At 68.1% G+C, this 24,217-nt stretch carries 22 protein-coding genes and 1 pseudogene; 12 read left to right on the top strand and 11 right to left on the bottom strand.

Features of this window, described 5'->3' with window-relative positions; genetic code table 11:
- Positions 1–28: 28 nt before the first annotated feature.
- Entirely contained in the window at positions 29–1,090 is a 1,062-nt protein-coding gene (locus U8D42_RS06200; protein WP_431523860.1) for an NAD(P)H-dependent amine dehydrogenase family protein, read from the bottom strand.
- A 17-nt stretch (positions 1,091–1,107) separates the two neighbouring features.
- Positions 1,108–2,085: an LLM class flavin-dependent oxidoreductase gene (locus U8D42_RS06195; protein ID WP_322858867.1), complete on the bottom strand. Its 978-nt coding sequence runs from the start codon at positions 2,083–2,085 to the stop codon at positions 1,108–1,110.
- A gap of 186 nt (positions 2,086–2,271) precedes the next feature.
- Between U8D42_RS06195 and U8D42_RS06190 the strand changes: the two genes are divergently transcribed.
- Both U8D42_RS06190 and U8D42_RS06185 read left to right on the top strand, forming a co-directional pair.
- Positions 2,272–3,366, top strand: coding sequence for an NAD(P)H-dependent amine dehydrogenase family protein (locus U8D42_RS06190; RefSeq protein WP_322858868.1), 1,095 nt, complete (start codon positions 2,272–2,274; stop codon positions 3,364–3,366).
- Positions 3,367–3,432: 66 nt separating this feature from the next.
- The gene (locus U8D42_RS06185; protein ID WP_431523859.1) at positions 3,433–4,575 is read left to right on the top strand and encodes a MalY/PatB family protein; all 1,143 of its coding nucleotides are present in this window, start codon (positions 3,433–3,435) and stop codon (positions 4,573–4,575) included.
- On the opposite strand, the gene U8D42_RS06180 is transcribed toward U8D42_RS06185, so the two are convergent.
- Positions 4,572–5,300 carry a DUF2652 domain-containing protein gene (locus tag U8D42_RS06180; RefSeq protein WP_090422459.1) on the bottom strand — a complete coding sequence of 243 codons (729 nt, stop codon included), beginning with the start codon at positions 5,298–5,300 and terminating at the stop codon, positions 4,572–4,574. The two genes, U8D42_RS06185 and U8D42_RS06180, sit on opposite strands and share 4 nt — an antisense overlap.
- 115 nt (positions 5,301–5,415) lie before the next feature.
- Here U8D42_RS06180 and U8D42_RS06175 point away from each other — a divergent pair, with 115 nt between their 5' ends.
- Positions 5,416–6,321 (top strand): haloalkane dehalogenase, encoded by a 906-nt coding sequence (locus U8D42_RS06175; RefSeq protein WP_322858870.1) that lies wholly within the window; start codon positions 5,416–5,418, stop codon positions 6,319–6,321.
- A 136-nt stretch (positions 6,322–6,457) separates the two neighbouring features.
- Here U8D42_RS06175 and U8D42_RS06170 read toward each other — a convergent pair whose 3' ends face one another.
- Positions 6,458–7,207, bottom strand: a complete 750-nt coding sequence (locus U8D42_RS06170; protein WP_322858871.1) for a 3'(2'),5'-bisphosphate nucleotidase CysQ — start codon at positions 7,205–7,207, stop codon at positions 6,458–6,460.
- A gap of 158 nt (positions 7,208–7,365) precedes the next feature.
- Here U8D42_RS06170 and U8D42_RS06165 point away from each other — a divergent pair, with 158 nt between their 5' ends.
- Positions 7,366–7,920: a hypothetical protein gene (locus tag U8D42_RS06165; RefSeq protein WP_249025912.1), complete on the top strand. Its 555-nt coding sequence runs from the start codon at positions 7,366–7,368 to the stop codon at positions 7,918–7,920.
- Between the two features lie 56 nt (positions 7,921–7,976).
- On the opposite strand, the gene U8D42_RS06160 is transcribed toward U8D42_RS06165, so the two are convergent.
- Complete coding sequence (locus tag U8D42_RS06160) at positions 7,977–9,152, bottom strand: thiolase family protein (protein WP_322858872.1); 1,176 nt, start codon at positions 9,150–9,152, stop codon at positions 7,977–7,979.
- Between the two features lie 141 nt (positions 9,153–9,293).
- Here U8D42_RS06160 and U8D42_RS06155 point away from each other — a divergent pair, with 141 nt between their 5' ends.
- Positions 9,294–10,424 carry an NDMA-dependent alcohol dehydrogenase gene (locus U8D42_RS06155; protein ID WP_322858873.1) on the top strand — a complete coding sequence of 377 codons (1,131 nt, stop codon included), beginning with the start codon at positions 9,294–9,296 and terminating at the stop codon, positions 10,422–10,424.
- Between the two features lie 31 nt (positions 10,425–10,455).
- Entirely contained in the window at positions 10,456–10,848 is a 393-nt protein-coding gene (locus U8D42_RS06150; RefSeq protein ID WP_322858874.1) for a DoxX family protein, read from the top strand.
- 186 nt (positions 10,849–11,034) lie between these two features.
- Here the strand turns inward: U8D42_RS06150 and U8D42_RS06145 are convergent, their stop codons facing one another.
- Positions 11,035–11,628: a TIGR03086 family metal-binding protein gene (locus U8D42_RS06145; protein ID WP_322858875.1), complete on the bottom strand. Its 594-nt coding sequence runs from the start codon at positions 11,626–11,628 to the stop codon at positions 11,035–11,037.
- Positions 11,629–11,964: 336 nt separating this feature from the next.
- Between U8D42_RS06145 and U8D42_RS06140 the strand changes: the two genes are divergently transcribed.
- The 4 genes from U8D42_RS06140 to U8D42_RS06125 all read left to right on the top strand — a co-directional run bounded on the left by U8D42_RS06140 (position 11,965) and on the right by U8D42_RS06125 (position 17,012).
- On the top strand, positions 11,965–12,852 hold the full coding sequence (locus U8D42_RS06140; protein ID WP_322858877.1) for a DMT family transporter: 888 nt from the start codon (positions 11,965–11,967) through the stop codon (positions 12,850–12,852).
- A 216-nt stretch (positions 12,853–13,068) separates the two neighbouring features.
- The gene (locus U8D42_RS06135; RefSeq protein WP_322858878.1) at positions 13,069–13,821 is read left to right on the top strand and encodes a sensor domain-containing protein; all 753 of its coding nucleotides are present in this window, start codon (positions 13,069–13,071) and stop codon (positions 13,819–13,821) included.
- A gap of 225 nt (positions 13,822–14,046) precedes the next feature.
- Positions 14,047–15,384 carry a magnesium transporter MgtE N-terminal domain-containing protein gene (locus U8D42_RS06130; RefSeq protein WP_322858879.1) on the top strand — a complete coding sequence of 446 codons (1,338 nt, stop codon included), beginning with the start codon at positions 14,047–14,049 and terminating at the stop codon, positions 15,382–15,384.
- Positions 15,381–17,012 (top strand): Nramp family divalent metal transporter, encoded by a 1,632-nt coding sequence (locus U8D42_RS06125; RefSeq protein ID WP_322858880.1) that lies wholly within the window; start codon positions 15,381–15,383, stop codon positions 17,010–17,012. The genes U8D42_RS06130 and U8D42_RS06125 overlap by 4 nt, the downstream gene beginning before the upstream one ends.
- Here the strand turns inward: U8D42_RS06125 and U8D42_RS06120 are convergent.
- A complete protein-coding gene (locus U8D42_RS06120; RefSeq protein ID WP_322858881.1) occupies positions 17,002–18,027 on the bottom strand; it encodes a TIGR03617 family F420-dependent LLM class oxidoreductase in 1,026 nt (341 codons plus the stop codon). The genes U8D42_RS06125 and U8D42_RS06120 overlap by 11 nt on opposite strands.
- 200 nt (positions 18,028–18,227) lie before the next feature.
- On the opposite strand from U8D42_RS06120, the gene U8D42_RS06115 reads away from it, so the two are divergent.
- Positions 18,228–18,770, top strand: coding sequence for a hypothetical protein (locus U8D42_RS06115; RefSeq protein WP_322858882.1), 543 nt, complete (start codon positions 18,228–18,230; stop codon positions 18,768–18,770).
- A gap of 20 nt (positions 18,771–18,790) precedes the next feature.
- Here the strand turns inward: U8D42_RS06115 and U8D42_RS06110 are convergent, their stop codons facing one another.
- A complete protein-coding gene (locus U8D42_RS06110) occupies positions 18,791–19,006 on the bottom strand; it encodes a hypothetical protein (protein WP_085241895.1) in 216 nt (71 codons plus the stop codon).
- Positions 19,007–19,110: 104 nt separating this feature from the next.
- Complete coding sequence (gene htpG / locus U8D42_RS06105) at positions 19,111–21,057, bottom strand: molecular chaperone HtpG (RefSeq protein WP_322858883.1); 1,947 nt, start codon at positions 21,055–21,057, stop codon at positions 19,111–19,113.
- A 121-nt stretch (positions 21,058–21,178) separates the two neighbouring features.
- Here htpG and U8D42_RS06100 point away from each other — a divergent pair, with 121 nt between their 5' ends.
- Positions 21,179–21,796, top strand: a complete 618-nt coding sequence (locus U8D42_RS06100) for a TIGR03085 family metal-binding protein (protein WP_085241897.1) — start codon at positions 21,179–21,181, stop codon at positions 21,794–21,796.
- Between the two features lie 9 nt (positions 21,797–21,805).
- Here U8D42_RS06100 and U8D42_RS06095 read toward each other — a convergent pair.
- Together U8D42_RS06095 and U8D42_RS06090 are read right to left on the bottom strand one after the other, a co-directional pair.
- Positions 21,806–23,356 (bottom strand): annotated as a pseudogene (locus U8D42_RS06095) (class I adenylate-forming enzyme family protein).
- On the bottom strand, positions 23,353–24,198 hold the full coding sequence (locus tag U8D42_RS06090) for a thioesterase family protein (RefSeq protein WP_431523827.1): 846 nt from the start codon (positions 24,196–24,198) through the stop codon (positions 23,353–23,355). Before U8D42_RS06090 ends, U8D42_RS06095 begins: the two are co-directional and overlap by 4 nt.
- Positions 24,199–24,217: the final 19 nt, after the last annotated feature.

The following is a 24,217-nucleotide window of genomic DNA, read 5'->3' as shown; positions in this document are numbered from 1 at the left end:
CCCCGTCTTTGTGGTGCACGTTACATGATCAGCCGAAGGCGTAACGCGGCAGAGTCGTCGGGATGTCCAGCGAGCTCAGCAGGCCGGACGGCGCCGCGACGACGTACGGGATCGCGTTGACCACCCGCATCGCCGTGGATGTCATCGCGGCCCGCCCGGCCGCATGGCCTTCGGCCCTGCCCAACGTCATCACGCAGTGGATGTCGGGATCGCCATCGATGTCGACGCGATAGGTCGCGTCGGAGTCCGAGGTCGGCCAGTCGGGCGCGACGTCGCGGGCCATTCGAATCACGTGTTCGATCACGATGGCCTCGCGACCGTCGACCACCCCCGCCGCGCGGGTCCGCACGGCGCCGCAGGTGCCCGCCTTGATGGTGCCGAACGCCACCTCGATGTCGCGATCGGTCAACTCGCGGTCGAGCGACCCGCGCACCTCCGCGACTTCCACCCCGAGGCCGTCGGCCATCAGGAATATCGGTGCCTTCCAGGCCATCTCGATGAATCCGGGCGTCTTGAGCATCGGCTCGAAATCCAGCGGCCGGCCGAAGCCCATCCCGTTCATCATCACGTCGGCCACCGGGTAGTGGTCGTTGAGCGCGACCTCGCTCGCGGTGATTCGCCGGATGCTCTTGGACTGCGTGGTCATCAGCAGGGCGAGCTGGTCGGAGGCGAACCCGGGGAAGACGCCCGAGACGTAGAACGACGCGCCGCCGGCCTCGGCCGCCGCCTCGAGCTGGTCGCGCCATTCCGGGGCGAAATACGACGGCGGGTACACCAGGCTGGTCGACGACGTCGACACGACGTTGATGCCGGCAGCCAGCAGGCGCACATAGTCGGGAACCGCGGCCCCGTCGCGCTCGGGACCGCTGGCCGCGTACACCACGCAGTCGGGCGACAGGGCGATCAGCGCGTCGGCATCGTCGGTGGCCACCACGCCCAGCGGCTCGCCGCCGGCCAACTCGCCGGCATCTTTGCCGACCTTGTCCGGCGAATGCACCCAGACACCAACCAGTTCCAGGTCGGGTCGGCGGGCGACGGCGTCGATCGCGATCGCCCCGACTCCCCCGGTCGACCACACCACGGTACGAATAGCCACCGGCAATCCCCTCACTCGATGTGCGGATGCGCGGCGGCGGCCGCCGCGCGTTCCAGGTACGGCCACGCAACGTCCGGCGCGAGGCCGCCACACAGCGGGTGCAGCGGCAGCCGCCGTCCACCGCGCACGTAGTCAATCGCCTCGCCCGGGGTCAAAATGCGGTACGGGCCGCCGTCTTCGCGCAGCGCTGCCACGCTGCCGGCGCGAGTGATGCTGGCGACGGAATCGTCATGGGGTCGGTACGAGGCCGCCGTCACCGCGTCGTGCAACAGGTGGGGCCCCAGTTCGTCCCACGCCGCATCGATATCGTCGGCGACGAAAACCGCTGTGGGGACGCCCGGGGCGGGAAACTGGACCATTCCCGGTTCATGCCCGTGAGCGCGGCACTGCGCTTCGTAGAATTCCTTCAACCCGGGCCACTCCGTTTGGGAAACGAACCCGAGGCCGTAGCGCCCCGCCCGCCCCGCGGCGGCCTTGCTGCCGCCGGCGATCAGCATCGTCGGCCCACCGGGTGAAGCGCACGCCGGCGTGACACGGATTGTGCGGCCGCGATATCCGACGGATTCACCCCGCACCAGCGGTCCGAGCACGGCGAGGATTTCGTCCGCCGTGCGGCCGCGGGTGGCCATGTCGACGCCGAAGTGGTCGTACTCCTCGCGTCGATGTCCGACACCGAACGCATACGACACCCGTCCCGCGCTGATGAGGTCGAGCACACTCATCTCTTCGGCGAGCCGGACGGGATCCCACAACGGAATGGGCACGGCGGCAAGCAGGATCGCCAGACTGCGCGTCCTCGCCGCGATCGCGGACGCCAACGTCAGCGGCGCGGGTAGGTGGCCGTCGTCGGTGCCGTGATGCTCGGAGAGCACCACCAAGACCGCGCCCCGAGCCTCCGACCAGGCGCACATCTCGATTGCCGCCGGGTACAGCTTTGCGGCCGGCCCGGCCCACCCCGGGCTCCGCATGTCGAACCTAAGGGTGAACATCGGCGGCCGGCGTCGTCCTCACCGCTGCAGACTAACCTAAAATTTGTTCACTAGGATAGTACTTGCTCTCTTAAACCCTTGACCCGGCCTGCCCGCGGCTGTTAGCTTCCGAATCGGAACGTGGGTGCCTGCCGCGTAAGGGCAACGGCCGCCCCAGCTTTCATCACGCACCCGAGGAGGAACCAGATGACGACTCATCGCGTGGTGGTGTGGGCGACGGGCGGAATCGGGTCGATCGCCATCCGCACAATTCAGCGTCGTCCCGACCTGGAATTGGTCGGGGTGTGGGTGCACTCACCGGAAAAGGACGGCAAGGACGCCGGCGAACTCGCCAACGGCGAGCCGATCGGTTTGGCCGCCACCAACGACGCCGACGCACTGATCGCGCTCAAGCCCGACTGCGTGATCTACGCCGCCAGCGGCCCGGAGCGCGACGCGCTGGCCATCCCGGATTACGTCAGGCTGCTCGGGGCCGGCATCAACGTCGTCACGACCAGCACCACCCGACTGGTCAACCCGCACGCCTACGAACCCGCCGAGTGGCGCGACCAACTCCTCGCCGCGGCCAAGCGGGGGCAGGTGTCGCTGTACGCGTCGGGGATCGAGCCGGGCTTCGCCGCGGACTATCTGCCGCTCGTGTTGTCCACCCAGTCGTCGTCGATCGACAAAATCCACGCGTTCGAGATCGGCCTGTACGACGACTACGGCGTCCCCGACATCATGGGCGACGCGTTGGGCTTCGGCCGGCCGCTCGACTACCAACCCTGGATCGGCTTCCCGGGCGCGATCGCCGGTGAGTGGCAGGGGCAGATCCGGTTGGTTGCCGGCGCGCTCGGCGTCGAAGTCCAGGAAGTCCGCGAATATTTCGACCGCGCGGTCACCCACCGGACGCTGGAGGTGGCCATGGGCACCGTCGAGGCCGGGACGTGTGGTGCGCTGCGGATGCGGGCGATCGGCGTGGTCGACAGCCGCGAGGCCATCGTCATCGAGCACGTCACCCGACTCGCCCACGACGTCGCGCCGGACTGGCCCACCGGGATCGGCGATCTGTCCTATCGCGTGATGATCAGCGGCGACCCGGACATCGACTGCACCCTGGCGGCGACGCTGAAGGATCCGCGCAAGGCTGGAGTCGGCGGCATGACGTCCGGGGCGGGCGCGATGGTCGCCACCGCGATGCGCGTCGTCAATGCCGTGCCGTATGTCGTTGCCGCAGAACCGGGGCTGCTGAGTTCGGTCGACCTCCCGCTGACGATTCCAAAGCACGCGTTCGCCACCTAGTCTGCCGGGGTGACGTTTAACCCGCTCGAGGAACTCACCCTGCCCCAACTGCGGCTGCGCACCAGCATGAAGTGGCGCGCGCACGCGGACGACGTGTTGCCGCTCTGGGTTGCTGAGATGGACGTCAGCCTGGCGCCGACGGTGGCCGCCGCACTGCGCCGGGCGATCGACATCGGCGACACCGGATACCCTTGCGGCACTGCGTTTGCCGAAGCGGTCAGTGAATTCGCCTCGCGGCGTTGGCAATGGCACGACCTGGAGGTCGACCGCACCGCGATCGTTCCCGACGTCATGCTCGGCGTCGTCGAGTTGTTACGTCTGGTCACCGACCGTGGTGACGCCGTGGTCGTCAACCCGCCCGTGTATGCCCCGTTCTACGCGTTCGTCACGCACGACGGCCGCCGGATCGTCGAAGCACCGCTTGACGCAGGCGGCCGAATCGACTTGGAGGTCTTGGCGGACGCGTTCGCGCGTGCCGGCGCTTCGGGCGGCAAGGTTGCGTACTTGCTGTGCAACCCGCACAACCCCACCGGGTCGGTGCACACGGTCGACGAACTGCGCGCCGTCGCCGAACTCGCCCGCCGGTTCGGCGTCCGGGTGGTCTCGGATGAGATCCACGCGCCCGTCATCCTGCCGGGGTCGCGTTTCACCCCGTACCTGACGGTCCCCGGCGCCGAGAACGCCTTTGCCCTGACGTCCGCGTCCAAGGCGTGGAACCTGTCCGGCCTGAAGGCGGCGGTGGCCATCGCCGGCCCGGATGCGGTCGCGGATCTGCACCGGATGCCGGAGGAGGTCAGCCACGGGCCGAGTCATCTGGGCGTCATCGCCCACGCCGAAGCCTTCCGGACCGGTGGCGACTGGCTCGACGCCCTGCTGCGCGGCCTCGACCGAAACCGGACGCTGCTGGGCGAGCTGGTCGCCGAACACCTGCCAACGGTGAAATGTCAATCGCCGCAAGGGACTTACCTCGCGTGGCTCGATTGCCGGGAGCTCGGGTTCGTCGAGGACCCCGCCGGCGGCCTCGCGGTGGTTGCCGCCCTGTCCGGGCCCGCCCGCTGGTTCCTCGACCACGCCCGGGTGGCCCTCAGCTCCGGCCACGTTTTCGGAACCGGCGGGGCGGGGCACGTCCGACTGAACTTCGCCACCTCCGCGGCCATTCTCACCGAGGCCGTGTCCCGGATGGGCCGGGCGCTCGCCGATGCGGGTTAGGCCGGGATCTCCCCGGGCCCGCGACCCAGGTTGCGGAATCCCGCCGCGGGCTCCTTGAACCCGAGCACGAACGGCAGCGAGGTCAATTCCAGCTTCATCGTCGCCCCGAACCGGCGGAGAAAGGTGGACTGGACCGGCGCGAGGGCAACCTGCGCCGTCGCAAGGTCGAGGTAGTGCGTCGACGTCTCCCCGATGTCGTCGAACACGTGAGTCAGCGGTGTGCACTGCGAGCGCACGGATTCATCGAGGCACGCTGCGACGGGATCGGTCATCAACACGTATTCGACCACTGGCACCAGGTTTTTCAGCATGCGATGCACCAGGATCACGTCGAAGCCCGCGAGCTCCACGTGGCGCTTCACCCGCTGTTCGGCCACCTCACCCTGGTGGACGACGAACTTCAACGACAGCTTGTCCAGTTGCGCGCAACTCGCACACTCGCAGGCCACATCCTTCTTGAAGCGCTCACGCCGCGCGATGAACGCCTCCCGCATCCGGGACAGCCGGTCACACACCAGCACTTTGGCGTCGCCGTCGGGCGCCCAGAAGAAGGCGGCGTCACCCTCCAGCTTCGCCAGCTTCAGGCCCCTGCCGGCGTCGATCACCGACTCCAGCAGGCCCGCCACCGTCAACTGGGCATGGGCCAGGTGGGTGCGGTTCCACCGCATGTAGTGGGTATAGCCGCTGATGTCGGCAATGAGCAGGACCGCACGCCGAATCGCCATGAACAGACCAGTTTAATGTCCAGTCGACGGATAGCCCAACGAAATCTCCCACTAGACGAACTCCCGTTGCCGCGAGAGGCTAACTCAAGGCGCCCGCCCACCGGAGGAGCTGAATATGCATGTGCTACGAACCCCGGATGCGCGATTCGAAAACTTGGAAGGCTATCCGTTCGTAGCGAACTACCTCGACGTGGCGGCGAGCGATACGCAGCCGCTGCGCATGCACTTCCTCGACGAGGGCCCGGCGGACGGGCCGCCGATCGTGCTGCTGCACGGCGAGCCTACCTGGAGCTACCTCTACCGGACGATGATCCAGCCGCTCGCCGACGCCGGGAACCGCGTGCTCGCGCCCGACCTGATCGGCTTTGGCCGCTCCGACAAGCCCACCCGAATCGGTGATTACACCTATCAGCGGCACGTCGAATGGGTGACCTCGTGGTTCGAGCGGCTGAACCTGAAAGATGTGACCCTGTTCGTGCAGGACTGGGGGTCGCTGATCGGGCTGCGCATCGCCGCCGAGCAAGGTGACCGCGTCGCGCGACTGGTGGTCGCGAATGGCTTTCTGCCCACCGCGCAGCGGCCCACCCCGCCCGCCTTCTACGCGTGGCGGGCGTTCGCCCGCTACTCCCCCGTGCTGCCCGCCGGCCGCATCGTCTCGGTCGGGACCGTCCGGCGGGTGCCGGCCCGGGTGCGGGCCGGATACGACGCTCCGTTCCCCGACAAGTCGTATCAGGCCGGAGCCCGCGCCTTCCCCCAGTTGGTGCCCACCTCACCGAACGATCCCGCGATCCCGGCCAATCGCGCCGCATGGAAAGCCCTGGGCCAATGGGAGAAGCCCTTGCTCGCCATCTTCGGAGCCCGCGACCCCATCCTCGGGCGGGCCGACCGTCCCCTGATCCAGCACATCCCCGGCGCCGCGGGCCAACCGCACGCCCGCATCAACGCCAGTCACTTCATCCAGGAAGACTCCGGACCCGAACTGGCCGAACGCATTCTGTCCTGGCAGCAGGCCCTGCGCTGACCGCCGTCGGGCGCCGAAATCGACGCCAGCGCGTAGCTCACCCGCACTTCTTCGAGCCAGCGTCGATCCCGACAACCTGTCGCACGCAAATCCCTTGCGGCGTAAGGTCCGTCGACGGCGAAGCCGACGGGAACACCTAGCGGGTGACCGCCAGCACGGCCTCGGCCAGCTCGGGCCGGCAGACCACCAGATCGGGCAGCTTGGGATCCGGCTGGTTGTAGGCCAGGGGGGACCCGTCGATGCGCGAGGTGTGCAGACCGGCGGCGCGGGCCACGGCCACCGGGGCGGCCGAATCCCACTCGAACTGGCCGCCGGCGTGCACGTAGACGTCGGACAGCCCCTGGACGAGCGACGCGACCTTGGCCCCGGCGGAGCCCATTTCCACCAGCACCCCGTCCAGCGCGTCGCGGACGGCCAGCGCGATGGCGGGCGGGCGGGTGCGGGACACCACGATGCGCGGCTTGCCCGGCGCCGCGGGGGGCGAATCGACCTCCGGGGTGGCCAGCGTGACGCCCTGCGCAGGCAGTGCCACGGCACCGGCCACCAGCTCGCCCGCCTCCCACAGCGCGACGTGGACCGCCCAGTCTGTGCGCCCGAGCTCGGAGAATTCCCGCGTCCCGTCCAGCGGATCGACGATCCACACTCGCTCCGAGCGCAGCCGGACCGGGTCGTCGGCACCCTCCTCGGAGAGCACCGCGTCCCCGGGCCGCTCCTGGGCCAGGGCCGCCATCAGGAACTCGTGGGATTGCTTGTCCCCCGCGGCTTTCCGCTCGCTTGCGTCCGCGTCGGCGAACTCTTCCCTTACCCTGAGCAACAGCTGCCCGGCCTCCGTCGCCAACCTGGCCGCCAGTTCGTGGTCATCCGTCAGTTGCAAAGCCCTCACCATCCCTAAGTTGGTAGTGTTGACCAACTTTACCCCGGCCCATGTCGAGGCGGTGGGCACCACCCCCGGAGGCACGATTCGGCCGTAATGTGTTGAGCGTGAGCGGGGGCAACGTTCCTTTGTTGGGCCGGTTGGGACGCATTCCACGGGGGCGTCTGATCGTGATCGGCATCGTCTCGGCGGTCGCGGTGGGCGGCGTGCTCGCCTTCGTGGGGGTGAAGCTGGCCCAGGGCAATCACACCGCCGGGTCCCCCACCACGCAGCCGCCGCCTCCGCAGAGCTTCGCCATCCCGGGCTGCTACAACCTGTCCGTTCCGCCGGTCGAGCGTCCGAAGCGGCTCAACGTGCTGGGCTGCGCGAGCGTCGCCGTTGCGCTGCAAGACATGTCGTGGAGCTCGTGGGGACCCCAGGGCGCGGACGGGACCGGCACCGCCGTGTTCAAGGTCTGCGACCCGAATTGCGCGGCGGGGTATCAACTCCGCGAACCGGTAGTCGTACACGCGTGGAATCCGCAGCCGCCGCGGCGCGAGGCCATCTGCCAGGTGGGCCTGGAGATCTTCGCCGACATGATCCTGGCCTTCCCCAAAGGCGTCCCCCCGCCGAGCGTGCAGAAGATGAACGCCCAGTACAACGGGCAGCCGGCGGTGCACTTCGCCAACTACTCGAGCGGCGACACGCGCGGCACCCAGTTCATCGGCTACACGTTCTGTAACTAGCTAGCCCCGATGGCGGCGACCCGCTTCGCCCGGCTTCGCCGCGCTCGCGATCGCCGCTAGACCTCGATCACCACGGCGCCGCCCTGGCCGCCGCCCGCGCACATGGCCGCGACGCCGATGCCACCGCCCCGGCGGGCCAGCTCATAGGCCAGCGTGGTCACCATGCGCGCGCCCGACGCCGCGATGGGGTGCCCGAGGCTGCACCCGCTGCCCGAGAAGTTCACCTTCTCCTCGTCGATGCCGTACTCCCGGCACGCGGCGATCGGCACCGAGGCGAACGCTTCGTTGATCTCCCACAGCGCCACGTCGCCGACCGACAGACCGGCCCGCTGCAGCACCTTGCCGATGACCTTGACGGCACCCAGCCCGGTGTCCCTGGGGGCGACGCCGGCGGCGGCCCACGCCCGCACCGTGCCCATCACGTTGAGGTTCTCGGCGGCGGCATAGTCGCGACCGACGAGGGCGACCGCCGCGGCGGCGTCGTTGGTGCCGCTGCTGTTGCCCGCGGTGATGGAGAATCCCTCGATCTCGGGGTGCAGCACTTTGAGCCCGGCGAGTTTCTCGACGGTGGTGTCCCGGCGAGGATGTTCGTCGACGGAGAAATCGATCACCGAACCGTCGAGCTGCGTGACCTTCAAGGGGACGATCTCGTCGACGAACTTGCCAGCATCGATGGCGGCGATGGCGCGCTGATGCGACCGGGCGGCCCAGGCGTCCATCTCCTCGCGGGTGATGCCGACCGCCTGCGCCGTGTTCCAGCCCACGGTGATCGACATGTCCCGGCTGGGCGCGTCGGGCGTCTCCACGTGTGTCGGCGGCATCCACTGCTCCTGGAACTTCAGCTCGGGACCGGGGATTCGCCAGTTGGTCAGTGGCGTCATCGACAACGACTGCACGCCGCCGGCGATGAGGACGCGTTCCATCCCGGAGCCGATCTGCGCCGCGGCGTTGCCGATGGCGGTCAGGCTGCCCGCGCAGTGCCGGTTCACCGACTGGCCGGGGATGTCCTCCATGCCGGTCGCGGTCGCCGCGTAACGCGCTAAATCCCCACCACCGTAATGGGATTCGGCGAAGATGATGTCGTCGATGGCGGACGGGTCGACGCCGGACCTGCGCACCACCTCCGGAAGCACCGTGGTGATCAGCGTCTCGGGCGGCGTGTTGACGAGCGTGCCCTTGAAGGAGCGGCCGATCGCCGTCCTCACCGCTCCGACAATGACGGGTGTAGCCATGTTCTCAACCTCGAACGGTCTGGCTGCGGTCGGCAGCGTGGGTGTCAGCAGATGACGCGAATCGTAACAAATACCGTATGGGCAATAGTAAATGGCCTAAGTTCACCTGGAGCGGGGTGTACGAGGAACAGGAGACCGGCCGTGAAAACCAAAGGCGCTCTGGCCTGGGAGCTCAACCAACCATGGTCGGTGGAGGAGATCGAGATCGGTGAACCCCGCCGCGGGGAGGTAGCGGTGCAACTCGAGACCGCGGGCCTATGCCATTCCGACCATCACCTGATGACGGGCGACTTTCCGATTCCCAGTTATCCGGTTCTGGGCGGCCACGAGGGCGCCGGAATCGTCACCGCGGTCGGCGAGGGCGCCGAGAACCTGGCCGTGGGCGATCACGTGGTCATGTCGTTCATCCCGTCCTGCGGCAAATGCACGCCATGCCAGGTCGGGATGCGCAATCTGTGCGACCTGGGGATGGGTCTGCTCTCGGGCGCATCAGTCAGCGATGGTTCGTTCCGGGTGAGCGCCAGGGGACGGGATGTCATCCCGATGTCGCTGCTCGGGACGTTCGCCCCCTATGTGGTGGTGCACCAGACCTCGGTGGTCAAGGTCGACCCGGCGATCCCCTTCGACGTGGCCTGTTTGGTCGGCTGCGGAGTGACCACCGGCTACGGCTCAGCGGTGCGCAGCGCCGCGGTCGGGCCCGGCGACGACGTCGCGGTCATCGGTGTCGGCGGGGTCGGTGTCGCCGCGATCCAAGGCGCTCGGCTGGCCGGAGCGCGCCGCATCTTCGCGATCGATCCGTTCGAGTCGCAACGCGAACGGGCGCTGAAGTTCGGCGCGACCGAGGCTTTCGCGAATGTGGCCAGTGCGGCCGGCGCCATCGCCGAGGCGACGTGGGGAGCGATGTGCGGCAAGGTCATCGTCACGGTCGGCCACTGCGACGGCAACGAGGTGGAGGCGTGGCTAGGGCTGACCGCCAAGGGCGGCGTGTGCGTCCTGACGGCCATGGGCAACGTGATGGCCACCGAGGTCACCCTCAACCTGGCCGGGTTGACCTTGCTGCAGAAGAGCTTGCGGGGCAGCCTGTTTGGCGGCGGCAACCCCCAGCACGACATCCCCGCCATTCTCGAGCTGTACAAGCTCGGCCAGCTCAACCTCGACGACATGGTCACGCGCGAGTACACGCTCGAGCAGATCAACGATGGCTACCGGGACATGCTCGAGGGGCGCAACGTCCGCGGAATCATCCGCTATACCGACGCCGACCGCGTCTGAGCGGGCGCAGGGCAGAAGACACAATGGATCCATGACAACCGGACCAGCCCCCGTGCGCGACACCACCGAGCTCGCCGCATACCGACTCGCCGCGCTGCTCCTCGGCGTGGGGACGCTCCACTTCCTGGCACCCAAACCGTTCGACACGATCGTTCCCGCCGAGTTGCCGGGAAACGCGCGGTTCTACACCTACGCCTCCGGGGTGGCCGAGGTGAGCGTCGGCGCCGCGCTGCTGCCGCGACCAACCCGACGACTGGCCGCGCTCGCGGCCGCCGTCCTATTCGTCGCGGTATTCCCGGCGAATCTCAACATGTGCCGCTTGTGGTGGGGCAAGCCCTGGCCGATGCGGATCGTCGCCCTGGCCCGGCTACCGCTGCAGATTCCAATGATCACCACCGCACTCCAGATCAGCCGCAACAGCTGACGTGCCACAGCCGACACGCCCGCCACAGGCGTCCCCGGCGGCCAGGGGACGCGCGAGAGCCCGCCTCGCAGCGGCAACTGAGTAGACGTGCCTCGAAGGGGCGCCGCCGGCCGGCTCGGAGACTGGCGATGCACTTGTGACCGGTGCGTCGGGACTGTATGCAAACCGGTTGTGCAGCAGGCCACGTCAAGAGCGGAGATCGACCGAGCGTCCCAGGTAGGCCATGAGGCGAGCAGTCGGTGTCGAATCATCCGGCGCGGCTTGCGCCGGTCCGAAACCGCCCGGTCGGCGCAACATGTCCTCGGGCACCGACTCCACCAGCCCACGACACAGCGCGAGCAGGTCGTCGGGCAGCTCGATCAGCCGTCCCTGGGAGCGGTAGAGGTCCCAGCTGTGCAGGGCCAGGTCCGAGACGGGGAACGTCAGCGCCCGGCCTAACGGAACATTGCCCGCCGGTGACACCCGCATGGCGTCGAGATCGGCGCCGGGCAGGGCGTCCCGCAATCGTCCGGCCAACTCGCGAAGCCGCGCCGCCGGGTCGTCGCATATCCAGTCGGCCGGCTCGGAGGGGGCGTTCCAGACTTCACCGTCCTCCACCAGCGTCACGACTTTGGCGGCGCTTCCGGTGACGTGACCCACCAGGTCGCGCACGCTCCAACCCTCGAGGTTGGACGGTTGGTCCCAGCTCTCCGTCGCGACGTGGTCGACGGCGTCGATGAGCAGACCGAACGCCTCGGTAGCCAGCACGCCGATCCGGGAAGTCGTTTCGTCCATTGCCATGTATCTGATTATGACTTCGACCCGGTCTCACCGGACCGCCGCGGGCACTTTCGTCACGGTTGAATCACCTTGCCCCGGTGTGCTTTCTGTCCTGCCGGCGCGATGGGGCCACACAAACTTGTTCTGCCCGGCGGCACCGGCCAGGGATGGCCTGACCAGCATCGGATACGGCACCGCCAGGACGACGGCAACCGGCATCGCCAGCACGCGCAGCTCCTGCCGCCCGACGGCCTAGGGTCACAAGTCCTCGGATCTGCCGCCCCGCCGGTCGCCGGGTTGAGCCCGCGCCGTTTGAAAGGCGAGACTCTACGTCGGCGGACTCGACAGGAGGTCTTGGTGGGCAAAGCAGACATCGCCGCGGTTCTTGCGGTCGCGGCCGCCCTGATGGTTGGCATCGGAGACGTCATCCAGCAGCGCTCCGCCCAACAGGTCACCGACCAACCGGTGGGCACCCTTGCCCTGTTTCGCCGGCTGCTGCGCGACCGGCAGTGGTGGACGGGCAGCCTGGTGGCCGGCGCCGGGTTCGGGTTCCAGGCCGCGGCGCTGGGCTTCGGCTCGGTGGTGCTCGTGCAAGCGCTGTTGGTGACCTCGTTGCTGTTCGCGTTGCTCATCAGCGCCCGGGTGAATCACCGCAGAATTACTGCCTGGCAAGCGCTTTGGGCGGTATTGCTGGCCGCCGCGGTGGCAGTGGTGGTGACGGTCGGCGACCCTCAGGAGGGAACCCCGCGCGGGTCGCTGCACACGTGGACGATCGTGGCGTTGGTGATGGGCCCGGCGCTCATCCTGTGCGTGATCGGCGCGCGCATGTTCCCGGGCGCGGTCGCGGCGTTGTCGCTGGGCCTGATGTCCGGCGCGCTGTGGGGATTGTTCTCGGTCTTGACCAAGGGCGTGGTCGACCAGCTCGACCACGGCATCCCGGCCCTGCTCCGCATACCCGAGGTGTACGTGTGGGTGGTGGTGGCGATCGCGGCCACCGCCTGGGAGCAGTCGGCGTTTCGAGCGGGCCCGCTCACCGCATCGCTCCCCGCGGTGACCGTCGCCGAGCCCGTCGTGGGATCGGTGCTGGGTGTCACCGTGCTGGGCGAGACGCTACGGACCAACGATGTCGGCCTGGTGGCACTGGGCGTGTCGGTCGCGGTCATGGCCGCAGCGACGGTGGCGCTGGCCCACAGCCAGGCCACCGCTACTCCGCCCGCCGGCGAAAAGATCACGCAATCAACCTGATTCGGCCGCGCGAGCCCACCCGGTGCGCGATGGGTCGGCGACGGGTCGTGGTCGGCGCCACCGAGGTGAGACCCGGCGAACACATCGCTTGGCTCGGATTGTCCCCGCGGGAAAGGCCACTGTCGTAGGCTTCATTGGCGAGCAACTTGTGAATACGCGACGCGCTGGGGGCGCGCGAAATGCTTGAGAGGGGACTCGAGCAGGAAGGGCCTCGACATGCGCCAGCTCAAAACTGCAGTCGCCGTTGCCGCCTCGGTCGGAATACTGGTCTCCGGTTGCGGCCACAACGACGGGGGCGGCACCGCCTCGCCATCCACCACCTCCACCGCGGCGTCGCCGAAAGGCCCGCTGACAAAAGACCAGTTGGCCGATCTCATGCTCAGCCCGACCGAGCTGGACACCGCGCTCGGCGTCACGGGCACTTACAGCGACCCGCCGAAAACCGCTCTGGGAGAAGACCCGGTCAAGCGCAGTGACTACACCGTTCCGGCCGAATGCAGTTACGCCATGCGGGCGGCCCTGGAAACCGTTTATGCCGACAGCGGGAGCAGCGCGGTTTACGGCTACCACGACGTCGCGCCCGCTCCCCCGGGTGCGAGCGAAGTGGAAAGGCCCGACGTAGATCAGTTCGTGGTGCTGTTTCCTTCGCCGGATCAGGCGAGCGCGTTTTTCACTGCCTCGGCCCAGCGGTGGCCGGCCTGCGCCAACCGTCAGGACACCGTTCCCGCCGAGGGCGGTCAACCGGAACTGCAGTGGAAGGTGGGGGCGGTTGCCAACGCCGACGGAGTGCTGCGCGCCCCCGTGACCGTGACCGTCGTCAAAGACGGCGGGAACGTCACCATGCCGTGTCAGCGGGCACTGACCGTCCGCAACAACGTCGTCATCGACGTCGACGCTTGCCGCAGGGACGTCGGAGACCTCGGCGTCAACATCGCCAACCAGATCGCGGCAAAGGTCGCCAAGCAATAGGGTGCCGTCCTGGGCGCCCCCGAAGCCCGATGTCCGCCCCGCGTTCACCCACCTGCAGTAGCTACCGGCGGCGTCCGCGGCGTACGATCTTGCGGCCGAACCGATCACACGATGACACTTGCGCCGCTACCGATCCTCGCGGTAAGCCGTAGCTGCACACGTTGTCGCGAAATCGTTTCGGGCGGTCTGCTCGAACGGTTGGTCGCGGGTGTCGAAAGGAAACGAATGAACGCAACGGAGACGTCGGCCGAAAGTGGCGGGGAGCGGCCGGTGATTCACCTCTCGCAGTTGCTGCGCGCCCCGGTGCTGGCCCGCGCCGGCGAGACCGTCGGCCGGGTCGAGGACGTGATCGTGCGGCTGCGCGGCACCGACGAGTATCCCCTGGTGACCGGGATCGTTGCCGGGGTCGGCGGTCGGCGGGTTTTCATCGGCGACAAATCCATCGACGAATACAACGCCGACCGAGTCTTGTTGACCAAGAACAAGGTTGACCTCCGCGGCTTCGAGCGCCGCGACGGCGAGGTGCTGTTGCGCGCCGACGTGCTGGGCCACCGGCTGATCGACGTGGCCAACGTGGAGCTGATCCGGGCCTACGACGTGGAACTCGAAGATACCGGCGACGGCTGGATGTTGACCCGCGTGGACACCCGACGGCCGCCACGGTTGTTCGGGCTGATCAAGCAGTCCGGCGGGCACGCCGCCCGCGACTGGAAGGCGTTCGAACCGCTGATCGGCGACGCTCGCTCAGACGCCGTGCGGCGCTTGTCGGATCGGTTCGGCGAGTTCAAAGCCGCCGAGATCGCCGACCTCCTCGAGGAGGCGGACAAGGCCGAGGGCGGCGAGATCCTCGACCGGGTGCGCAGCGACCCCGAACTGGAAGCCGACGTGTTCGAAGAACTGGAGCCCGAAAAGGCGAGCCGCCTTCTCGACGACATGCCCGACCGCGAGGTGGCCGCGCTGCTCGGCCGGATGCGGGCCGACGACGCCGCCGACGCGATCGCCGATCTGCGCCAGTCGCGGCGGCGGCGGGTGCTGGAATTGATGCCCGCCCCTGAGCGCACCAAGGTCATCACCTTGATGGGCTTCAACCCCGAGAGCGCCGGCGGGCTGATGAACGTCGACTTCGTCGCCTGCGCCGCCACCAGCACAGCCGCCGAAGCGTTGCGGCTGCTCGCCACCGCCCACACGATCCAGCCGGAGGCGCTCATCAAAGTGCACGTTCTCGACGAGGACGGGCGGCTCGACGGTGTGGTCTCGGTGATCACGCTGCTACAGGCGCACGCCGGTGAAACCCTTGAGGGGCTGATGGATTCAGATCCCGTGCGGGTCACCGCCGATGCCGACCTGACGGACATCGCGCTGTTGATGGCCGACTTCAATCTCTATTCCATCCCGGTCGTCGACGACCAGGACCGCGTGCTCGGGGTGGTCACCGTCGACGACGTGCTGGAGGCCACCATCCCCGAGGACTGGCGGCGGCGTGAACCCGCGCCGCGTCCCGTCCGCGAACCCACCCAGCCCGGCGACCACCACACGCGCGTGCCGGGAGGTAACGCGCTGTGACCACGGGGCGCGAGGAGACGGCCCCCAGCGCGGTGCTCGACACCGCGCACCTGGGTGACATCGAGGGGGCGTTCGGACGGATCAGCGTCGGCGAAACCGAGCACCCCCGCACCTGGAAGACGCGGCTGCTCACCCTGCTCGCGATCGTCGGCCCGGGAATCATCGTCATGGTCGGCGACAACGACGCCGGTGGCGTGGCCACCTACGCCCAGGCGGGTCAGAACTACGGCTACTCCCTGTTGTGGGTGCTGCTGCTGCTGGTCCCGGTGCTGATCGTCAATCAGGAAATGGTGGTCCGGCTCGGGGCGGTCACCGGCGTCGGGCACGCCCGGCTGATCAACGAGCGGTTCGGCCGGGGCTGGGGCTGGTTCTCGGTCGGCGACCTGTTCCTGCTCAACTTCTTGACGATCGTCACCGAGTTCATCGGCATCTCGCTGGCCGCCGAATACATCGGCGTCTCCAAGTACGTTGCGGTGCCGATCTCGGCGGTGGCGCTGGTGACGATCATGGCGACCGGCAGCTTCCGGCGCTGGGAGCGCGCCATGTTCATCTTCATCGCCGTCACACTGCTGCAGGTCCCGATGCTGCTGATGTCCCATCCACAGTGGGGCCAGGCGGCAAAATCCTTTGTGATGCCCAGCATTTCGGGTGGGGTGAGTTCGGATGCAGTGCTGCTCATCATCGCCATCGTCGGTACCACGGTGGCCCCGTGGCAGCTGTTCTTCCAGCAGTCCAACGTCGTCGACAAACGCATCACCCCACGATTCATCGGCTACGAGCGCGCCGACACCGTGCTGGGCGCCTTCGTCGTCGTCATCGGTGCCGCGGCCTTGGTCATGACCGGCGAGTGGGCGGCCCGCTCCACCAACACCATCGGCGCTTTCACCGATGCCGGCGCAACCGCGCACCTCCTCGGCCAACAGCGCGGCACCCTTGGCTCGATCTTCGCGATCGTCTTGATGGACGCCTCGATCATCGGCGCCGCGGCCGTGACGCTGGCCACCAGCTACGCCTTCGGCGACGTCTTCGGCCTGAAGCACTCGCTGCACCGCGGATTCGCCGACGCCAAACAGTTCTACCTGTCCTACACCGCGATGGTGGTGTTGGCCGCGGCCATCGTGCTCATCCCCGGGGCCCCGCTCGGGCTGATCACCACCGCCGTGCAGGCCCTGGCCGGCCTGCTGCTGCCGAGCGCCAGCGTCTTCTTGCTGCTGTTGTGCAACGATCGGGAAGTGCTGGGCCCATGGGTCAATCGGCCCTGGCTCAACTGGATTGCCGGGCTGATCGTCGGCACGCTGTTGCTGCTGTCGGGAATCCTGATGGCCACCACGCTGTTTCCCAAACTCGACGTCGTCGCGGTGGCCGGCTACCTGGCTTTGGCCCTGGTGATCCTCGCCGTTGCGGCCATGCCGGTGCTGCGCTTCATGGCCCGCCGCCAACCGCCGCCTCCCACGCCCCGACTACCGGCCCGCGGCGTGGACCGCAACACCTGGCGCATGCCGCCGTTGACCCTGCTGGAGCCGGTCGTCTGGTCGCCGGGCACCCGGCTCGGCATGATCGCGCTGCGCGGCTACCTGGTCATCGGCGCACTGCTCTTGGTGGTCAAGGCAATACAGCTCAGCCACTGACCGCTTCGCGAATCCGGCGGGCCACCTCGCCGTACCGCTCGAAACGCTCCGGATCGCCCACGGCGTTGTAAAGGACCAGGCGCGTGGCCTTTCCGGCATATTTCTTCCCCAGCGCGTCAGCCAGCCCGTCCCACGTCGACTCGGTGGCGAAGACGGCGATGTGCTCGTCGCTGACCTGGGCCGCCATCCCGGCCATGTCGCCGGCCTTCTGCTTCTCCCGGATCCGGGCGGTCGTGCCTTCGAACCCCGCCTGGTCCCAGATGAACGCGTAGTTGGGTGTGCTGCCGTAGAAAGCCATGCTGGCGCGCACCGCTTCTCGTTGTTTGTCGCGCTCTTCGTCGCTGTCGCCGACGATGGTCATCACCGGCACGATCACTGCGAGGTCCGACGGCGAGCGGCCGGCTTTCGCCGCCCCTTCGGCAATGCTGGGCAGGACGTGCCGGGCGATGTAGCCGGGCTCCCCGATCGGATGCACGTGCACCCCGTCGGCCACTTCGCCGGCCATCCGCAGCATCCACGGGTTGACCGCCGCGATATCGACTTTCGGATCGGGCGCCGCGATCGGGCCCGGGCTCCATTGCGGGGTGATGAAGTCGAGGTCGTAGAAGTCGCCGTGGTGATCGAGCGTCCCGCTGCGAAAGGCCGCAAAGCACGCCTTGACGGCGAACAGGTAGTCCCGCAGCCGCGGGCCCGGCCGCTCGAACGCCACCCCGTAGCGCCGGACGACGTGCGTGCGAACCTGGGTGCCCAGGCCCAGCCGGAAGTTCCCGCCGGTCGCCTCCTGAAGCTCCCAGGCGGTGGCGGCCGTGACGAACGGACTGCGCGGAAAGGCCACGGCCACCCCGGTGGACAGCTCGAGGCCCGGCGCGGCCTGCGACGCGACGGCGGCGTTGAGGTAGGCCGTGCGGCCCGTCTCGGTGAACAACAGGCCGGAGAACCCCGCGGATTGCGTTCGCCGAGCCAGGTCGCCGATCTCGTGGAGCGGCTGCGGGAACGTCATCGCGTCGACGTGCATTCCTGGGAGCCTACGTGCGCCCTGGCCCTTGCTGCGCGGGCACTCCACGGTGTTAGCTCTGTAGTCAGCAGCAACCGCCGCCGTTTCGCTAACAGGAGGCTCGCGAACATGCTTCGTGGATTGTTGACGGCGGGAGCAATCGCCGGGGGAATTGCCCTCGCTCCCCCGGTTCGGGCCGCCCCGTCGACCACGACGACCCAATGACGTCGGCGCACTCGATGTCCGCGCCAACCGTGCGATTGGTCGCCGTCGTCTCGGTGGGGTGTGCCGGGCTCCTGGCCTGCGGGTCGCAGCACGCCGCTCCGCCCACTCCCGCCAGCTCGAGCGTGACGAAGCCGGTGGCGTCTACCAGCTCAAGCGCCCCGGCGACCGCGCCCGGTAGCCCGGGGGAATCCCCGGCAACCACGACCACGCCGACGTGCGTCGGGTTGTCGATATGCCCGCCACCGCCGCCCGATGCCGAGGGGAATCCGGCCTGCTACTACGCCGACGGCTGGCGCGCCGACGACACCGGGGCCGGCATCGAGGCCTGGTATTTCCGCGATCCCAAGAACCCGTCCGGTCCGGAAAAGGTCACGGCGATCGTGCGCAAAAAGGACGGCACCACCGAGTCGCAGGACGCCGACATCGAACCCGGGCAGCAGGTGCATCGCTTCGGGTTCCCCAACGCCGCGCCGTCGACGGTTCAAGAGGTCCTGTTCAGCGGCCCGACCGGCCGCTGCTTCGTGATCGGGCCGGGCTGAAGCGCGGGCCCCGGTGACGATCAGCGCTCTTGGGGACGGTGGCTCACCGGTGCGGTGAAACCCTGGGTGTCGTCGAAGTGCGCCCACTGGCCGTCGTCGTTGACTTCCATGCGCCAACCCAGCTCGGTGTTGCCGCCGATCGAATGGATGAACCAAGCGTGCGCGGACTCTGCGCTGGCAAAATCCTTCGTCGCGACGACCCGGCCACGTGGGTCGATAACGCGAAACTCAACCATGGGATGTGATTATCCCTGCCAGCGACTTTTCAATCGAGCTAATCGCCGATTTGCGGGAAAAGCCGGGCGCGAACGCCTCTACGGCAACGCTGGCAAATCCCGGGCTAGACGGTGCGGGCCAACCGGTCGGCGAGCAGCTCGGCGAACCTGGCCGGGTCGTCGAGCGCACCGCCTTCGGCGAGAAGCGCCGTGCCGTAGAGCAATTCGGCCGTCTCGGCAACTTGAGCGAGTTCCGCGTCGTCCTTCGCCTTCTGTTGCGCCGCACGCAGCCCGGTCACCAGCGGATGGTTGGGATTGAGCTCGAGTATCCGCTTGCCGACCGGGATGTCCTGCCCGGAGGCACGGTAGAGCCGCGCGAGGGCGGGGGTGATGCCGAAGGCGTCGGTGATCAGGCAGGCCGGCGAGTCGGTCAAGCGGCTGGAAAGCCGTACCTCCTTGACGTGTTCGCTCAGCGTCTCCTTCATCCAGTTCAGGAGGTCGGCGAATTCCTTCTGCTGCTCCTCCCGCTCGGCTTCGCTCTCGTCGCCCTCGGAACTGAGGTCCACCTCGCCCTTGGCGACCGACTGCAGCGGTTTGCCCTCGAACTCGGTCACCGTCCCCACCCAGACCTCGTCGACCGGGTCGGTGAGCAACAAGACTTCGTAGCCCTTGGCTTTGAAGGCCTCCAGGTGCGGCGATTTCAGGATCTGTTGGCGCGTCTCCCCCGTCGCGAAGAAGATCTGCTCCTGGCCCTCCTTCATGCGCTCCACGTACTCGGCGAGAGTGGTCGGTTCCTCCTCGCTGTGCGTGGACGCGAAGGACGCGATCTGCAGCAGGGTTTCCCGGTTGTCGAAGTCCGACAGCAGCCCCTCTTTGACGACTCGGCCGAATTGGGTCCAGAACGTGCGGTAGTCGTCGGGCCGCTCGGACTGCAGCTCCTTGATGGTGGAGAGGACCTTCTTGGTGAGCCGCCGGCGGATGGCCTTGATCTGCCGGTCCTGCTGCAGGATTTCGCGCGACACGTTGAGCGACATGTCCGCCGCGTCGACGACGCCCTTGACGAATCGCAGGTATTCGGGCATGAGCTGGTCGCAGTCGCCCATGATGAACACCCGCTTGACGTACAGCTGGATTCCGGTCTGGGCGTCGCGGTTGAACAGGTCGAACGGGGCGTGCGACGGGATGAACAACAGGGCCTGGTATTCGAAGGTGCCCTCGGCCTTCATCGCGATGACCTCGAGCGGGTCGTCCCAGGCGTGCGCGATGTGCTTGTAGAACTCCTTGTACTCCTCCTCGGAGACCTCTTCCTTGGGCCGAGCCCACAGCGCCTTCATCGAGTTGAGCGTCTCGACCTCTTTGGTGACGGTCTCCTCGCCGCCCTCCCCTTCCTCGTCCGAGGCCGCCGGCGCCCGTCGTTCCACCTCCATCCGGATGGGCCAGGCGATGAAGTCGGAGTACTTCTTGACCAGGCCCCGGATCTTCCACTCCGAGGTGTAGTCGTGCAGCTCGTCCTCGGTGTCCTCGGGCTTGAGGTGCAAGGTGACCGACGTTCCCTGTGGGGCGCCCTCGACGGCTTCGATGGTGTAGGTGCCCTCGCCGCTGGATTCCCATCGGGTGGCTTCGCTCTCGCCGGCCTTGCGGGTGAGCAGCTCGACCTTGTCGGCGACCATGAAGCTCGAGTAGAAGCCGATGCCGAACTGGCCGATCAGTTCCTCCGAGGCGGCCTCGTTCTTGGCCTCCCTCAGTTGCTGCCGCAGCTCGGCGGTGCCCGACTTGGCCAGCGTGCCGATCAGGCTCACCACCTCGTCGCGCGTCATCCCGATGCCGTTGTCGCGGATGGTGAGCGTCCTTGCGTCTTTGTCGACCTCGATGTCGATGTGCAGGTCGGAGGTGTCGACGTTGAGGTCTTTGTTGCGGAAGGCTTCCAGCCGCAGCTTGTCCAGTGCGTCGGAAGCGTTCGAGATCAGCTCCCGCAGAAACGAATCCTTGTTGGAGTAGACGGAGTGGACCATCAGGTCCAGCAGTTGCCGTGCTTCCGCCTGAAACTCCAGCTGCTCGACACGCGCGTTCATGAGTTTCCCTACGTCTCTTCCCAGGTCCTTGTGACGGACATTGACGTGTCAAATTTACCGAGTTGCGGAGCGCTCGCGCTCGCGGGTTCGCCCTCGTCGTGCCGGGCTCTAGGCTGGGGACATGTCTGTTGCTCAACGCGAACGAGCCGCCCTCGTGGAGACCATGCGCGCCGTGGGCCCGGAGGCGCCCACGCTGTGCGAAGGGTGGAAGACGCGCGACCTGGCCGCCCACCTCGTGATCCGGGAGTATCGGCCCGACGCCGCTCCGGGCATCCTGATCCCGTTCTTCGCGTCGCACACCGAGAAGGTGCAGAACCAGGTGGCCGAGCAGGGATGGGACGAGCTGGTCGACAAGGTGGCGTCCGGTCCGCCGGTCTATTCACCGTTCAAGCTGCTCGATCCGGTGGCCAACGTTGCCGAGATGTTCATCCACCACGAGGACGTGCGGCGGGCGCAGCCGGGCTGGCAGCCGCGCGCCCTGGAACCGGAGCTGAGCGCCCGGCTGCGCCGCACCCTGCCGCTGATGGCGCGGCTTACGCTCGCCAAGGTGCCGGGGCGGGTGGCGCTGCGTACCCCGGAGGGCAAAACGCTGCTGACCGCGGGACGCGGCCCCGCGGTCACGGTCACCGGCGCCCCGGAGGAACTGCTGCTGTTCGCGGTCGGCCGGTCCGCGCAAGTCGAATTCGACGGCGACGCCGCGGCGGTGCAGGCCGTCCGCGAGGCGCCCAAGGGGCTGTAAGCCCCGACGTCAGCCGAAGGCTTGGCGGAGGTCTTTCTTGATGACCTTGCCGAACTGGTTGCGCGGCAGCGCATCGACGATCACCAGGCGCTCCGGATGCTTGTAGCGGCTCAACCCGCTCGAACGGCAGTGCCGCACGAGCGATTCCAGTGACACGTCCGCGGCGGAGGCCGGTACTACCACCGCGCATACACGTTCGCCGGTCCGCGGGTCGGGGACGCCGATGACCGCGACGTCGGCGACCGAGGGGTGGGTGGCCAGCACATTCTCGACTTCGAGGGCCGAGACGTTCTCCGCATTGCGAATGATCGCGTCCTTGATGCGCCCGGTGACACGGACGTTGCCGTCCTGGTCGACCAGGCCGAGATCGCCTGTGCGAAGCCAGCCCTCCCGGTCGAACGCGTCGACGTCGAGCGCGGGGTCGGCGTAGCCGAGAAAGCATTGGGGTCCCTTGAGCCGCAACTCGCCCTCCTGCCCGGCGGCCAGTTCGGTTTCGTCGGTGCCGACCACCCGGACGCTGACCCCTGGAGTCGGCGTGCCGACGGTGTGGTCGAGGGACTCGGGTGAGGCGGTGAGCGAGGGTGAAGCCGCCACGGGGAACTCGGTGAGGCCCCAGGCGTTGGCGATGCCGGGCAGCCCGAAGGCTTCCCGGATCTGGCGGCCCAGTTCGGCGGTGATCGGCGCGCCGCCGGCCAGGCAACCGCGGAGGAAGGGGAACAGGGGCCGCTCGCCGTGGGCTCACTGGGCTTCGAGGAATCCGACGAAAAACGGGGTAGCCGTGCCCAGAAACGTCGGGTTGTGCGCCGCGATGGAAAACGGGGTGGTCGCCGGGTCGAATACCTCGAACAACGCCAACCGCATGCCGGTCTGCAGCGCGGCCGCCAGCATCACCGCCCCGCCGATGTGCGCGACCGGAAAGGCGATGGGATCGACGTCGCTGTCGGTGATTCCGACCGCGCCGACCAGACCCGTTGCGCCGGCGATCACCGATGCGTCGGTATGGCGGATCCCTTTGGGCGCCGCGGTGGTTCCCGACGAGTAGTAGATCCATCGCGGGTCGCCGGCCGACGCTGGCGGGGGCGCGAGCGCATCGGTTCCTGCGCGGGGCAGCCGAAGCCCGCCGCTGGCCGGCGGGGTCGCCAAGTCGACGGTGATCACCTGGAAGCCTCGGGTCGCGGCCAGCGAACGCGCCAGCGCACCGTGCTCGAAGCCGCGCCAAATCTCCGGCACGACAAGGTATTCCGACGAAAGCTGCTCGGTGATGAAGCCGACCTCGCGTTCCCGCAGTAGCGGGATGATCGGGTTTTGCACCGCGCCGAGCCGGGCCAGCGCCGCCATGACGACCATGGTTTCCAGCGTGGTCGGCAGCTGCCAGGACACGACGGTGCCCGCCCCTATGCCGCGTTCGGCGAACGCGGCGGCCGTCGCACAGGCGGCGTCGTGGAACTGGCGTGCGGTCAGGCGGCGCCCCTGGTCGTCGGCGAGCAACGGCCGGGCCGGCGCCGCCCGCGCCGCGTCGGCGATCAACGTCCAGTAGGTGACGTCGCTTCCGATGCTCATTCGTCCGTCGGATTGCCCAGGGTCGGTCGGAATCCGGAGTGCGCGATCGCGACCGACGCGCCACTGCCGATGGGACCTGTGCGGTCGACGAGCACGGCCGATCCGGTGGCCACCCCGTCGTGGCTGTAATGGGTCAGGGAGGCCATGCCGATGTGCGGCCCTTCCGGCAGCCGGCTCAGCGTGAGGGTGTAGTCGGCGTTGATGAACTGCAAGCCGTTCGTTCCCCAATTGGCAAGGGAAGCCGTGATATCGGCCGCCATCGCCGCACGGGTGAAGGGGCTGAGCGGTTCGCCGTCGATGAGCGAGCGTGTCTCATGTAGCCAGGTGTATTTCGGGCCGGAGCTGCCGGCCCAGTCGGGGTCGCGGTTCTGCAGTTCGGTGCCCCAACCATAGGTGCGCATGAAGAGCGTGGGTTGGGCGCCATCCTCGATGGGCAGCGGCGGCATCTGCGGATGCTGGGACCAGACGTCCCCCTCCGGCTGGGGGCCGCGCCGCAGGAACAGCGCGCTCCCCCGCGCGACCGGTGTGTCGCGCTGGGTGAGGACGGCCTCGACGAGCCGCAGCCGCCGCCGGTCATGGTGCACGGTGGTGTGCACCTCGATGGGTTCCATCGCGACCGGCGCCGGAAGGTCGACGGTCAGCCGAGCGGGTAGCAGTTGCGGGTCGTCGACCGCGCGTTCGAGCGCCCAGCCCAGCAGTCCACCGACCACATGCCCGCTGAGCGACGGGCCCCACCCACCGCGGGCGATCTGATGCGGCACGAAACGGTGTCCGTCGCGCGAGAAGTACGGCGCCTGTGCCGCCGCGGCAACGTCATCCGGCACGACATTCGTCTCGGTCAATGCGCGACGCTCCGCCCAG

The organism is Mycobacterium europaeum, assembly GCF_034555895.2.
Lineage (GTDB): Bacteria > Actinomycetota > Actinomycetes > Mycobacteriales > Mycobacteriaceae > Mycobacterium > Mycobacterium europaeum.
Note: the sequence above shows the minus strand (reverse complement) of the source record. Positions and strands in the feature narration are given on the sequence as shown.